This window comes from Pseudomonas sp. ADAK18 (assembly GCF_012935695.1).
GTDB lineage: Bacteria > Pseudomonadota > Gammaproteobacteria > Pseudomonadales > Pseudomonadaceae > Aquipseudomonas.
Window position 1 is genome coordinate 2,481,915 of the sequence record NZ_CP052859.1, and the last position, 12,787, is coordinate 2,494,701.

Below are 12,787 nucleotides of genomic sequence, written 5' to 3' on the forward strand. Positions count from 1 at the left end.
GTGGATAAAGTTCTCCAGCCCCTGCTCAGTCCGACAATTCGCCGACACTCGCTGGGGCTGGGGCTCCTGACATTGATCCTGTTTGTGGCCGGCAATTGGCACCAGGCGATCATTGGCTTTGATTCACGCTTCGTGCTCTTCGCCCAGGAAATGCTGCGTCATGGTCCAGGGTTTTTCCCCACCACTTATGGGCAGCCCTATGCCGACTATTCGGCGACCTCCACGCTGTTTGTCTGGCTGTTATCGCTGCCGTTTGGTGAGGTGACCAGCTTCACCGCTTGGTTGCCGACGGCGATTGCTTCGGCCGTGATCGTGATGCTGATCTACCGGCTAACCGCGCCCTACTCCCAACGCTGGGCGTTACTGAGCGTTGCATTGCTGTTGCTCAGCAGCACGTTCATCAGCGAAACCCGTGCGGTGTCGCTCGACCAGATGCTGGCCGCGGTGGCCCTGACTGTGTTCTACCTCGGTTATGCCCATGATCACTTTGGTGCCAGCAAACGCCTGCACTGGCTTTTGCTGTTGGTGATTCTGGGATTCGCCATTCGAGGCCCCATCGGCCTGGTGATTCCGACGGGCATGCTTTGCAGCTATTACCTGATCAATCGGCAATGGCGCCAACTGTTCACCTTCGGCCTGTTGGCCCTGGCGTTGCTGATAGCGTGCATCGGCCTGTTGCTCTTGCTGGCCAAGCTCAGCGGCGGTGAACCGTTCATGCAGGAAGTCATCCGCATGCAGTTCCTCGGCCGCATGGACGGCACTGAAGGCGCCAGCCCGTTGCTGTATTACTTCACCAGCTCCATGGGCAACTATGCCCTGGCCTATCCCATGGCGGTATTGGTGTTGGTTGCCGTACTGGTGGGTGGTCGCCGACCGGTGGATCCTGCCCTGCAATTAGTGCTGTATTGCGCGGCTGCCGGCTTGATCGTGATGATTGGCCTGTCGGTTCCGCAGGCGAAAAAAGCCCGCTACATGTTGCCGATGTTGCCCATGGCGGCGATCATTGCGGCGTATCCGTTCCAGGTGACTCAGGGACGCGTGTTCGCCTCGCTGCGAGTCCTGATGCTGGGGCTCTGGACGCTGATTCCGGGGTTGCTGATCGCGGGTCTGTTCGTGGCTCGCCATCGCTTCGCCAAGGACTTGGGCAGCCTCAACCCCATCTTCGGGATTCTGATAGCGCTCCAGGTGCTGAACCTGGGGCTGCTGTTCAAACAACGCCTGCGCTACCTGGGCCCTGCCTTTGGTGCGGTGTTGGCGGTGTGGGCCACCTATATCGTGATGGTCGAGCCGCTGCAGCGCAGTCTGTATGACACTCGCACCTTTACGGTTCAGGCCCATACGTTGATCAAGGAACAACCGGCGCCGATTGTGCTGCATGCGTTGGGCAAGGACGCGAAAGCGATCAAGTTCATGGTCAACCTTGATTGTGATCGGGTGCCTTTGTTTACCCAGCAGCCTGGCGATCTGACGCCAATCCAGGCACCCGCCTGGTTGGTGATGAGTCAGGCTGATTTTGAAGCGTTGACTGATCCGCGCCTGCGTGCGTTGTCTCCGGTGCTGATTGGACAGTTTGACAAGGACCCCTACGTGCTTCTGCATCTGGTCAAGGGTTCCCAGCCGTAGGTATCGGGCGATTTTTAACGGATATGCCCCCAGCCATCCGGGCTACAGAATGCTGCCCGCAAAGATGTATCGATAGCCATGCCTATAAGGGCGCTTGTTTGGTTACAATCGGCGCCCTCTCCCACTTCCCCAAGGAACCCCAATGTCCGGGCTTGAACTGTTTGCCGCCGCGCTGGGGGTGATCGCCGTCTGGCTGACAGTCAAACAGAACCCCTGGTGCTGGCCCATCGGCCTGGTCATGGTATTGCTGTACACCTGGGTGTTCTTCGATGTGAAGCTGTATTCCGACATGTTGCTACAAGTGGTCTACGCCGCCTTGCAACTCTACGGTTGGTGGCAATGGACCCGGGCCGGTGAGGTCAAGCAAGGGCGCCAGGTCACCAGCCTTGGCTTGCAACCGATCCTCCTTAGCTTGGCCCTCGGCGCCGTAGGCAGCCTGTTGCTGGGGGCTGCCATGGCCCACTGGACCGACGCCGCGCAGCCGTGGCTGGACGCAGCACTGACCGGTTTCAGCCTGGTGGCACAAATGTGGATGGCGCAGAAACGCGTGCAGTGCTGGCCGTTGTGGATTGCCGTGGACGTGATCTTTGTCGGCCTGTTCCTCTACAAAGGCCTGTACCTCACCGCCGCACTGTATGCCCTATTCACCGTGATTGCCGTGCAAGGCTGGCGGGAATGGCGCGCTGACCCGGCGTTACAGGCATGAAGGTAGTGGTCATGGCCGGCCCCGAATCCAGTGGTAAAAGCTGGTTGGCCGGAGAATTACAGGCGCATTTTGGCGGCCTGATGGTCGGGGAATATGTGCGCTATTTCATCGATCACCACCAGCGCGATACCACCCTGGACGATATCCCGGACATTGCCCACGGCCAATTGGCCTGGGAAGACGCCGCCCGCGCAGAACAGCCCGCGCTGTTGATCCTCGATACGAACCTGCTGACCAACAAGCTGTGGAGCCTGACGCTGTTTGGCGACTACCCGAAATGGCTCGACAGTGAACTGTTGGCTCGGTACTACGACCTGCACCTGCTGCTGTCCCCCGAGGACGTTGGCTGGGCGGAGGATGGGCAGCGTTGCCAACCGGAACTGGCGGACCGCCTGGCGTTTTTCCAGGCAAGCCGCGAGTGGCTGGAGCAACACCAGCAGCCACTGCTGGTGATCCGAGGGGATTGGGAGGAGCGCCGTACCAAGGCGTTCTCAGCCGTCGAACAACTGCTTACTGGCGCTGCTCGCTGATCACCTGCAACTGATACTGCGGGTCCGTCTTGATCTGCTGCTCGGTAAAGGGCAGCGGGCTCAACTTCTTCTCCGAAAACGCCTGGGTCTGGTCCTTCGAATACTTCGACGCCGGGTCACTGGACAATGAGAACGCCAACAGCCCTTGCGCACGCGGCCCCTGATCGTCGAAGGTGACAATCTGCAAGTAGCTGCTGCCACTGACCACTTCACGCTTGCCGTCTTCCCGAGGCACGCTCTGCATTGCGTTATAAATGCCCAGCTCTTGCGGCCCGCCGTGGAGCGGAACCTTGCCGGACACCTGAACATCACCCCAATGGCTGTCCTGGTTCAACCCAAGTTTTGTCACCTGCGCCGCTGACGCCAACATGGCCTCGCGCAGCGCCTTGGCCACCGGCGCCCGCTCGATAGCCAGCCCACGCGGCGTGGTGAGCGGCTGCGCCGGATCGAAGCTCACTTGCCACGCCTCAGGCACTTGCTGCATCTGCTTGAACAGGTTGATGAAGTGCACAAGGCCCAGGCCGCTTTCAAGATTGGCTTTCTGATCCCAGTTTTTCAGGCTGTCACACACCGGCTGCAAGGTAGTGGCGTCAGTGCCCAGGTCTTGCCTACAGAACTTCATCAGGTCCGGCATGACCAGGCTGGCGAGGTACACTTGGTTATCCATGACCATGTGTTGCAAGTCGGAGGGAGTAATCGGTTGCTTATCCAGCGCCTGCAAGCGCTGCAAAGCGAAGCGCGCACGCGGCCCCAAGCCAATCTTGTCCTGGCTGATCACGGGTGAGAACCCGGTCAGCGGTGCCTTGGGATTGACCATCCACGCCGAATCATTGGAGTGCTGCACGTAATCGGTGCGCGCAAGCTGCGGCAATTGGTCGGAGGGGAAAATACCCGCCTGTGCTGCACGCGGATCCACGTCCCAGGCGCAAGCGCTATGGGAGCCATCGAGCATGATCATTTGCAGGCCCGCGCGAGGGTCGCTGCATTGCGCCAGTTTCTTCGCGCTGACGTTAGGCACCACCGACAGGTTCATGTACAGGCTCTGGCCCTGATCATCCGCCGCCAGCGTGTTGACCCACGGGATCCCTTGCAGGGTGTGCACGGAAGTTTGCAGGTCCTTGAGGCTGCCGGCGCGGTTCATCGCGTACCACTGCTGCAGCACCCGGTCGTTACCCAGGTTGGCGTCCCGCAGGCTGAAAGCGTATTGCCTGTTCCAATCCAGCTTGCCCGGCCATTGCACCACCGGGCCGAATTGCGAGCTGTAGACCGTGCGCGATTGGCTCTGGGTACTGCCATCAGCGGTTTTCACCTGCACTACGATGGTGGACTTATCCATAGGAACGGACTTGCCATCCAGCAGGTAGCGGGTTGGGTCTTTCGGGTCCAGGGTCAGGCGATACAGGGTGAAGTGCTTGGAGGTATCCACCGTGTGGGTCCAGGCCACATGCTGGTTAAAGCCGATATTGATCACCGGCAATCCCGGTAAGGCCGCGCCCATCACGTCCAGTTGACCGGGAATGGTCAGGTGCATTTCATAGAAGCGCATACCGCCAATCCAGGGGAAGTGCGGGTTGGCCAACAACATGCCACGGCCGTTGAACGAACGCTCACGCCCCACCGCCACCGCGTTACTGCCGCGATCGAGGGCAAACCGCTGTTGATTGGCGGCTGCGACTTCAAACGTTCGGGTGTCAGGCTGCACACTCGCGGTGGCTTGAGGGGGCGTGGCGCCCACCAGGGCCTCGGCGAACTGGCCTACGCCACCTTCCACCAGCAAACGTCGGGTCAACTTGACCAGATCCTCGGGAGTGATCGCCCGCACCCAGGCACCTTGGCACTGCTCGGGCAGGCCGGTGGCCGTGCGCTCTTTCAAATAACGGTTGTAGCCCGCGACATAACCTTCGATCCGCTGCTGCATCTGCGGGGTCTGGGCGTTCCAGAATGCCGCAATCGCCTGGGGCGTGTTGAGCCAGGTAAAGAACACATCGCTGGTGAGATTGTTACGCCGCTCCAGGGGCGACTTCTCGGCGCCAAAATACTGGGCACGCTCACCGTTCACGGTCACCACTTCGTTGGCCAGCAGGCACAGATTGTCCTGGGCGTAGGCGTAACCAATGCCGTAACCCAGTCCGCGTTCATCATTGGCACGAATGTGCGGGACACCAAACCCGGTACGGCGAATCTCGGCCTTCGTCTCGCTGACCTGTACCCGGGCCGACACTGAAAGGCTCAAACCGAGACACACCCCCGCTACACACACCCTGCACAATCCGTTGGAAATATTCACGCAGACTCCACACTCAACCCGGAAAAAATACGACGTGGCCCAACAGACCACCGCGACCTTCCAGTAGAGACGTAAAAAGCGGGAATAATTTAGCGGGCACAGACGTTTATTCGCAGGCGTTCACATGTCACAGACCTGATACCGACAAATTTTCTACATGTTGCGCTTCATGATTTGCGCTGCTCGTTCGTCTTAGTCACTAAGAGCGCCATCATTTTCCTGATCAGGCTCTGAAAAGGAGTTTTGCATGTACAACCCGCAACTGCCCACGGAAGGTCACCCATCGACGCACGATGCTGCTTTTGGCACCGGCGCCCAAGCGTTCGGCAAGGAGCTGGAGCGGCACGGCAACCAGCGCATTCGCTACTTGCTCAAGTGTTTTGGCCTGCGCACCAGCCTGATCCGGCTGAAGGTCATCGACGCCCTCCTCACCGCCGCCGACAACCAGCGCAGCCTGGGTGTTCGAGGGGTGCACAGCCATTTGTTGGAACTGGGCATCCCGCTGTCGTTTCTCAGCGTGCGCGAGGTGCTCAAGCGCCTGTGCAGCGAGGGCGTGGTTACCCTCAATGCCGATAAGAGCTACAGCCTGCACGAGCAGGCTGCCAAAGTCCTCGAAGGTCGCGCCTGACTCAAGCGTTGGGCTTGACCTTGCGGCGCATGAAGCCGTTGATCACCACCACGACTACCGCCACGCCAATGGCGATGTACTGGAATGTTTTTTCGCTGATAGCCCCGGTGTTCTGCAAATAGGACAGGCCAAACATCGTCCCAAGGACGACCAGAGCGATCAGAATCGAGTATTTCAAACGTTGTGACTGGGTCATGACGGGTTCCTGAACCTGAAGATATGTATCCACTTTGTATCGACAACCATGCCAAACGCATACCCGGTTACGGGGATGGCGCGGGGTTATCAGGGTCTCATGTTACAGGCGATGAAAAGCTTTGGCTTGTCTTGCGCCTGATTGAACTTGTGAGAACCCTAGAGGATTTAATAATGCTCCGTCGAATCACACTGCTGATTCCCCTGCTGATCATGTTGAGTATGAGCGGCTGTCTCTTTTTCCCCCATGAGGGCGGCCGGCATGACCACCGCTATAGTGAGGGCGGACCGGGGTACTACCATCGCTGATCACGTGGCATAAACAACAAACCCGATATTCAATCGGGTTTGTTTGTAACTACAACTACAGGCTCTAATTGTTCGCACCATGCACCCAACGCTGATGCAGCCACCGCGCAAACGCATCCAGGGCAAAGCCTAACAGCCCGATCAGCAATACCATCGCCATCAGCTCTGAATAGGCCAGCCGATCCCGGGTGTCGAGGATGTAGTAACCCAACCCCGCACTGACCCCGAGCATCTCGCACGGTACCAGCACAATCCACAGGATCCCGATGGCCAGGCGCACGCCGGTCAGCACATGCCCCATCACCCCAGGAATAATCACCCGGCGCAAGGTTTCCCAGCGCGTGGCGCTCAGGCTTTTGCTCAGTTGCAGCCAACGCGGGTCCAACTGACGCACACCGGCCGCCGTATTGAGCAGGATCGGCCAGACAGCGGCGAAGGCCAGCAGGAAATAGATCGGCTGGTCCCCTACCCCCATCAGCATCACCACGATAGGCATCCACGACAGCGGTGAAATCATCCGCAAAAACTGGAACGCCGGCGTGGTGGCCGCCTCCAGGTTACGCGAACTGCCCACCAGCAATCCCAACGGCACGCCCACCAACAAAGCCAGGAACAACCCGACAAAGATTCGCTTGAGGCTGACGGCGATGTGCAGGTACAGCTCGCCACGCCCCAGCAATTCCCACAAGCTGGCCAGGGTGGCCGACAACGAGAACCGCGCAGACAAGCCGCCCGCCTCGCCAAATACGTTCACCCCCAGCCACCAGAGCAACAACAACCCTGCCAATCCGGTGACGCCGAGCAACCAGCCCGGCCACACCACGGTTTTGCCGTTGTTCAAACGCCAATCTCCTCGCTGCGCTCAAAGCTATCGGCCAAACCGAAGGTTTTCATGCCGCCCACCGCTTCGATGGCATTGCGCACAAAGCGGTCGTCCACCAGGTCCTTGGCGACGAACGCCGGGTCCAGGTCAGCGAGAAAGCGCTTGTCACCTTCGATCAGCGTGTCTTTCAGGCGACGTACCAGTTCCTCGGTGTAGCTGGGGAACGGGTACGGTTGGAAGTCGATACGGTGCTCATCCCAATTGGCGTGCTGGATCGCGCCATCGGCCAGATACGCTGCGCGGTCGCTGGCCGGTGGTGCCAACACTTTGCTCAACACCGGTTCAGCGTGTGGGGTGTAGCGATTCGGACCGTCCTTGGACAGCAGCTTCACCGCTTCTTCGCGGTTATCACGGGTCCAGACCTGCGCCTTGACGATGGCATTGACCACCTTCTGCGACCATTCCGGGCGATTGGTCAGGTCGTGCTCATGCATGAACACCACGCAACACGCGTGATTGCGCCACACATCGCCGGTGAAACGCTGCACCCGGCCAACATTGAGGTTCTCCGCCAGGGCGTTGAACGGCTCGGCGACGATATAGCCGTCAATACGTTTGCTGGCCAGCGCCGGCGGCATGTCCGACGGCGGCAATACGATCAGGTTGACTTCGTTAGCCGCCAGGCTGCTGCCGGCGGCGCGGCTGACCGGGGTCAGACCGTTGTCGCGAAACAGTTGCTGCACCACCACGTTGTGGATCGAGTACCAAAACGGAATCGCCACCGATTTGCCGCCCAACTGCTTCACATCGGTAATGCCTGGCGACACGGTCAGGCCCGAGCCGCCCACATGGTTCCACGCCACCACTTTGGCAGGCACCTTGCTGCCATAGCGCGCCCAGATGGTCATCGGCGACAACAGGTGAATCACGTTGACCTGGCCCGAGATAAACGCCTCGATCACCTGGGCCCAACTGCGCAGCAGCACCGGGCGTTCGGCCTTGATGCCTTCGGCTTCGAACAGACCGTTGTTATGGGCCACCAGCAACGGCGTGGCGTCGGTGATTGGCAGGTAACCGATGCGCACCGGTGCGTCCGGTTCGGCTGCCGCGCGGGCTTGCAGGCTGCTCAGCAGCGGCAAAGCACCGGCCGCGCTGAGCACGGCCGAGAGTTTGAGAAAGTCACGGCGCGAGTGGGTCAGGTCATCCAGACACATGTTGAGGCTCCAGCAATTCAGAGGTATGGGGTAAAGGGCGGCTTGCCCGCCGTAGGGTTTTGAGAATGTCGATACGCAGGGCGCCGATTTCCTCGACCTGCTCTTCCCGCGGTTGCGGCAGGTCGATGCGCCATTCTCCCAGGGTTCGCGCCGGGCGGTTACCCAACAGCAGAATCCGATCGGAAAGCAACAGCGCTTCATCAATGTCGTGGGTGATCAGCACCGCAGCCGAACCTTGCTCGCGATTGACCTTGAGCAGCAAGTGTTGCATGTCAGCGCGGGTTACTTCATCCAGCGCGCCGAAGGGCTCATCCAGCAGCAACACCTGGGGTTGGCGGGCCAAGCAGCGGGCCAGCGCCGTGCGCTGGGCCATGCCGCCGGATAACTGCGCCGGGAATTGCAGACGGGCGTGTTCCAGGCCGACGGCGGCAATCGCATGATCCACTCGGGCCCGGCGCTCTTCAGCACTCAAGTGCGGTTGACGGGCGAAGTCCAGGCCAAAGGCGACGTTTTTTTCCAGGCTCAACCACGGCAGCAGGCTCGGATCCTGAAAGGCTACCGCCACCCGTGGATGCGGACCGTTCAACGGCTCGCCGAGCAAGCGAATGCTTCCGCCCTGAGGCGCCTGCAAACCGGCGAGCACCCGCAGCAGGCTGGACTTGCCAACACCGCTGGGGCCGAGGATCGACACCACTTCACCGGGCTGCAGTTGCAGGTCGAAACCTTCCAGTACCGGTCCGCTGGCGTAACCCAGGCAGATCCCCTGGGCCTGCAAGACCGCCTGACTCATAAGGCAGCCTGACGTGCCAACTCGGTCCGCAACTGCACCAGGCTCGGGGTGACAATCGGCACAAAGGCCGACTCCCTCCAGCGCCGGGCAAAGCCGCTGCCGTGGGCCGTCAGGTAGGCTTTGCCGCCGCTGGCCTGCAGCTCAAGCTGCACTGCGTTGGCGGCAGTTTCCGCCAGCGCAATACGCAAACGGAACAACGGCGCAGGCTCGGCAGTGAAGCGCCCGGACAGCAACCCTTGCTTGAGTTCGGTGACCAGATGATCCAGGGTCGCCCGCAGCGCCTCCAGTTCCTCACGCAATACCGTGCGGCTGGAGCCCAAGTGGTTGGCCACCTCTGCCAAGGAACGCCGGGCCAGGCCGATGGCCATGCCGCATTGCAGGCCAAGGAAGGCTGGACGCACTGCCGGCAGGAACTTGCGGGCATCTTCATGCAGCAACCAGTCGCGGCTCAATTCAACGCCTTCCAGGCCAAGGGCGGCCGTGTTGCTCGATTGCAGGCCGAGCAATTCCAAGTCACGGGAACGTTGCAAGCCGGCCACCGAGTCGGGGATCGCCATGATAAACGGCGTACCACCCTGGTTATGCTCGACGGCCGCAGCCACCACAAAACCGTTCTTGCGCAGGTTGGTCACCCAATGCAGACGGCCATTGAAGATCCAACCGTCATCCGTTGGCTCGGCATTGATCTGCAAGGTCTCGATGCCGGAAAGAAATTTCATCGCGTTGGAAAGCCCGGTGGCCCCGGCGAGTTTGCCGCTGAGCAGGTCCGGCAGCAGTTGTTCGCGCAGGCGTTCATTCGGGCTCAGTAGCAGGTACTCGATAAACGAACGCTGGCCCCAACAGACAAAGGCCGCCGCTAGGGAATGACTGGCCACATCGGCAATGGCCTCTACAGCGCCGGCCACGTCGCCGCCCAGTCCGCCCTGGCTTTTCGGTACACCGATTCGTAATACATTGGCTTCTGCCAGCCTTGGCAGCACTTCCTGTGGATCGCAACTGCCCACATCCAGGGCTTGCGCTTGAACATCGAGCCAGCGGCTCAAGATAGGGTCAAGCATGGGTGTCTCTCCTTGTTACAGCATGTTTACCATCGCTGACGCCAGCGCGCCGCTTCTGCCTGAGTGCATCGAGCGTCTTCAGCCCGCAGGCCTTTCCCAACGGTATTGCGCCAGCTCCGGGTTCAGCGGCGTACGGGCAAACACGTTGGCGAAGTTGCACAGCGTGGCCAGGCTGACACCCAGAATAACTTCCAGAGCATGACCGTCCGTGTAACCGGCTGCACGCAATTGTTCGTAACCAGCGTCGCTGACATCACCACGGGTGGCGATCACTTCCCGGGTAAAGGCGGCCAGTGTCTCATAACGCTCGTTGGGCAGCTCACCGCGCTGGCGCAGGGCATCGATGACTTCTTCCGAGAGCTTGGCCTTGTTACGTGCTACCGCCGTGTGCCCGGCGACGCAGAAATCGCAACCGTGGGTGGTCGCGGCAATCAACTGCACCACTTCCCTTTCCGCCAGGCTCAGCTCGGACTTGGCGTTGAGGCCCGAGACGGTGACGTAGGTTTCCAGCGCGGCCGGAGCATTGGCCAGCACGGCCAGCAGGTTAGGGATGAAACCAGAGCCCTTGAGGGCATTTTCGAGGAACGGTTTGGCCGCTTCCGGTGCGGTTTCCAGAGTCAGCATGGGTACACGGGACATGGAGTGGTCTCCTGATTGATTCGTGCTCCAAGTCTGTTGGTTATAAAAAAACCTCTCAATAGTCTAAAGTAGCGATTACTTGCTCTAGAGTCTTTCCATTAGATGAATTCGTCCAATTCACTCCTCGATTGGTTATTAGATAGCCTCGAACTCGATACCAGCCTGTTCCATGTCGGGCGCTATTGCGGCGGCTGGCACGCCAGTACCCACGGCTTGGCCAACGCCAGTTTTCACCTGGTTGTACAGGGTCAATGTTGGTTGCATGTGGAGGGCGATGATGCCCCAGTACTGTTGAACAACGGCGACGCCCTGTTTCTGTTGCAAGACCTGGGTTTTCGGCTGTCAAGCGAAGCGACCGCTGAGGGCGCCCGCAAATCCCCGCGCCGTCCGATGCTGCCGCTGGATGCCGAAGCCACCGACGGCGTGGGCCTGGTGTGCGGTTTCTTTCACTTTCATTCGGGCTTGTCGGCGATGATTGTGGACGCCCTGCCCAACTGGATCATCTTGCGGGCCGGCGACCCGTCACTGGTGGCCGCGCGCAACCTGTTCGAACTGATTCTCCAGGAATGCCAACGCAAGCCCGTGCCGTCCTCGGCACTGTTGGAGCGCCTCTGCCACCTGTTGTTTCTCTATGTATTGCGCCAACAGGTGGTGGACAACACCGACCTCGGCGGCCTGGCGGCGCTGGCTCGGCAACCGGCGTTTGCCGGTCTGCTGGAGCGATTGATCGCCCAACCGGCCGAGCCGTGGAGCCTGGAAAGCATGGCGGCCTGTACGGGCTTGTCCCGTTCAGCATTTTTCAAGCGCTTCAATGAGCTGTGCGGGCAATCACCGGGGCAAGTACTGTTGATGATGCGCATGCGCCACGCCCGCCAGTTGTTCAAGAACAATCTGACAGTGGCGGATGTTTCGCTGGCGGTGGGTTATCAGTCAGTGGCAGCGTTTACTCGGGCCTTCCACAAGGTCACCGGACAACAACCCGGCGCCTACCGAAAGGCTCAGGGCTAACGCTGCAATCCATTGTCAGGATGGGCACAAAGCTCCACCAGCCAATCCACAAACACCCGCACCCGCTGGGACAGCTGGCGGTGCGGCGGGTACAGCGCGGTCAACGCCAATGGCGGCGGCAGCAAGGCCGGCAGCACCTCGACCAAGGTGCCTGCTTGCAGCTCGCGCCTGGCGTGATAGTACGGCGTCTGCACCAGCCCATAACCGGCAGCACAGGCTGCGAGGTAACCGTCGGCACTGTTGACCGCCACCTGCTTGGGCAGGTCTACCAGACGTATTTCGTTGTCTATCTGGAATTCCAGACCGTAACGCTTGCCACTGGCGCTTGAAAAATACTCGACGACTTGATGGCCGGCCAACTCATCCAGACTATTGGGCACACCAACGCGCAGCAGGTATTCAGGACTGGCGCAGGTCACCTGATCCATCATCGCCAGCGGCCTTGCCACCAGTGATTCGTCCAGGGCCAGGCCGCCGCGCAAGACGCAATCCACGCCTTCGCGAATCAGGTCTACAGGACGGTCATTGAGGCCGATTTCCAGGTCGATCTGCGGGTAGCGTGCCGTGAACTCGGGCAACGCCGGAATCACGATAAATCGCCCTATTCCTGCAGGCATATCAATACGCAACGTGCCGCGCGGGTTGCGACGGCTGGTGGAGAACACCGCTTCGGTTTCCTCCAGGTCCGCCAATAGACTGACGCAGCGTTGATAGTAGGCAGCGCCGTCCAGGGTTGGGCTGACCTGGCGCGTGGTGCGTTGCAACAATTGCACGCCCAAATGCGCCTCCAACTGCTTGATCAGAATCGTCACAGACGCGCGCGGCAGTTGTAGGCTGTCGGCCGCCTTGGCGAACCCGCCCAATTCGACAATCCGCGTAAAGACCCGCATGGCGTTGAAACGGTCCAAAGGACGGCCTCCTCTAAGGGATTATTTAGAATTTACTAATAGTGATAGTGTTTTTAGCCGGTTTATCTT

13 protein-coding genes are annotated in these 12,787 nt (G+C 60.1%); 5 read left to right on the plus strand and 8 right to left on the minus strand.

The features are described 5' to 3' along the window. The 3 genes from HKK55_RS11045 to HKK55_RS11055 all read left to right on the plus strand — a co-directional run bounded on the left by HKK55_RS11045 (position 1) and on the right by HKK55_RS11055 (position 2,859). Entirely contained in the window at positions 1-1,623 is a 1,623-nt protein-coding gene (locus HKK55_RS11045) for a glycosyltransferase family 39 protein (protein ID WP_169354703.1), read from the plus strand. 142 nt (positions 1,624-1,765) lie between these two features. Next, the gene (gene pnuC, locus HKK55_RS11050; RefSeq protein WP_169354704.1) at positions 1,766-2,329 is read left to right on the plus strand and encodes a nicotinamide riboside transporter PnuC; all 564 of its coding nucleotides are present in this window, start codon (positions 1,766-1,768) and stop codon (positions 2,327-2,329) included. Next, entirely contained in the window at positions 2,326-2,859 is a 534-nt protein-coding gene (locus tag HKK55_RS11055) for an AAA family ATPase (protein ID WP_169354705.1), read from the plus strand. The genes pnuC and HKK55_RS11055 overlap by 4 nt, the downstream gene beginning before the upstream one ends. Here the strand turns inward: HKK55_RS11055 and HKK55_RS11060 are convergent. Continuing rightward, the gene (locus HKK55_RS11060) at positions 2,840-5,146 is read right to left on the minus strand and encodes an acylase (RefSeq protein WP_169354706.1); all 2,307 of its coding nucleotides are present in this window, start codon (positions 5,144-5,146) and stop codon (positions 2,840-2,842) included. The genes HKK55_RS11055 and HKK55_RS11060 overlap by 20 nt on opposite strands. A 247-nt stretch (positions 5,147-5,393) precedes the next feature. Between HKK55_RS11060 and HKK55_RS11065 the strand changes: the two genes are divergently transcribed. Next, positions 5,394-5,774 carry a fe2+ zn2+ uptake regulation protein gene (locus tag HKK55_RS11065; protein WP_169354707.1) on the plus strand — a complete coding sequence of 127 codons (381 nt, stop codon included), beginning with the start codon at positions 5,394-5,396 and terminating at the stop codon, positions 5,772-5,774. Between the two features lies 1 nt (position 5,775). Here the strand turns inward: HKK55_RS11065 and HKK55_RS11070 are convergent, their stop codons facing one another. From HKK55_RS11070 to HKK55_RS11095, 6 genes are all read right to left on the minus strand, one after another. Next, positions 5,776-5,970: a hypothetical protein gene (locus HKK55_RS11070; protein WP_169354708.1), complete on the minus strand. Its 195-nt coding sequence runs from the start codon at positions 5,968-5,970 to the stop codon at positions 5,776-5,778. 372 nt (positions 5,971-6,342) lie between these two features. Beyond that, positions 6,343-7,101, minus strand: coding sequence for an ABC transporter permease (locus tag HKK55_RS11075; protein WP_169357832.1), 759 nt, complete (start codon positions 7,099-7,101; stop codon positions 6,343-6,345). 14 nt (positions 7,102-7,115) lie between these two features. After that, entirely contained in the window at positions 7,116-8,315 is a 1,200-nt protein-coding gene (locus HKK55_RS11080) for an ABC transporter substrate-binding protein (RefSeq protein WP_169354709.1), read from the minus strand. Next, positions 8,302-9,105 (minus strand): ABC transporter ATP-binding protein, encoded by an 804-nt coding sequence (locus HKK55_RS11085; protein ID WP_169354710.1) that lies wholly within the window; start codon positions 9,103-9,105, stop codon positions 8,302-8,304. Before HKK55_RS11085 ends, HKK55_RS11080 begins: the two co-directional genes overlap by 14 nt. After that, positions 9,102-10,163, minus strand: a complete 1,062-nt coding sequence (locus HKK55_RS11090) for an acyl-CoA dehydrogenase family protein (RefSeq protein WP_169354711.1) — start codon at positions 10,161-10,163, stop codon at positions 9,102-9,104. Before HKK55_RS11090 ends, HKK55_RS11085 begins: the two co-directional genes overlap by 4 nt. Before the next feature lie 78 nt (positions 10,164-10,241). Continuing rightward, complete coding sequence (locus HKK55_RS11095) at positions 10,242-10,802, minus strand: carboxymuconolactone decarboxylase family protein (RefSeq protein ID WP_169354712.1); 561 nt, start codon at positions 10,800-10,802, stop codon at positions 10,242-10,244. 102 nt (positions 10,803-10,904) lie between these two features. Here HKK55_RS11095 and HKK55_RS11100 point away from each other — a divergent pair, with 102 nt between their 5' ends. Further along, positions 10,905-11,810 (plus strand): AraC family transcriptional regulator, encoded by a 906-nt coding sequence (locus HKK55_RS11100; protein WP_169354713.1) that lies wholly within the window; start codon positions 10,905-10,907, stop codon positions 11,808-11,810. On the opposite strand, the gene HKK55_RS11105 is transcribed toward HKK55_RS11100, so the two are convergent. Then, positions 11,807-12,718: a LysR family transcriptional regulator gene (locus tag HKK55_RS11105; protein ID WP_169354714.1), complete on the minus strand. Its 912-nt coding sequence runs from the start codon at positions 12,716-12,718 to the stop codon at positions 11,807-11,809. The two genes, HKK55_RS11100 and HKK55_RS11105, sit on opposite strands and share 4 nt — an antisense overlap. Positions 12,719-12,787 lie beyond the last annotated feature (69 nt).

Bases quoted from the DNA above. Each gene is read 5' to 3' on its own strand.
- pnuC (WP_169354704.1), top strand. From the start codon at position 1,766: ATGTCCGGGCTTGAACTGTTTGCCGCCGCGCTGGGGGTGATCGCCGTC.
- HKK55_RS11055 (WP_169354705.1), top strand. From the start codon at position 2,326: ATGAAGGTAGTGGTCATGGCCGGCCCCGAATCCAGTGGTAAAAGCTGG.
- HKK55_RS11065 (WP_169354707.1), top strand. From the start codon at position 5,394: ATGTACAACCCGCAACTGCCCACGGAAGGTCACCCATCGACGCACGAT.
- HKK55_RS11070 (WP_169354708.1), bottom strand. From the start codon at position 5,970: ATGACCCAGTCACAACGTTTGAAATACTCGATTCTGATCGCTCTGGTC.
- HKK55_RS11080 (WP_169354709.1), bottom strand. From the start codon at position 8,315: ATGTGTCTGGATGACCTGACCCACTCGCGCCGTGACTTTCTCAAACTC.
- HKK55_RS11085 (WP_169354710.1), bottom strand. From the start codon at position 9,105: ATGAGTCAGGCGGTCTTGCAGGCCCAGGGGATCTGCCTGGGTTACGCC.
- HKK55_RS11090 (WP_169354711.1), bottom strand. From the start codon at position 10,163: ATGCTTGACCCTATCTTGAGCCGCTGGCTCGATGTTCAAGCGCAAGCC.
- HKK55_RS11095 (WP_169354712.1), bottom strand. From the start codon at position 10,802: ATGTCCCGTGTACCCATGCTGACTCTGGAAACCGCACCGGAAGCGGCC.
- HKK55_RS11100 (WP_169354713.1), top strand. From the start codon at position 10,905: ATGAATTCGTCCAATTCACTCCTCGATTGGTTATTAGATAGCCTCGAA.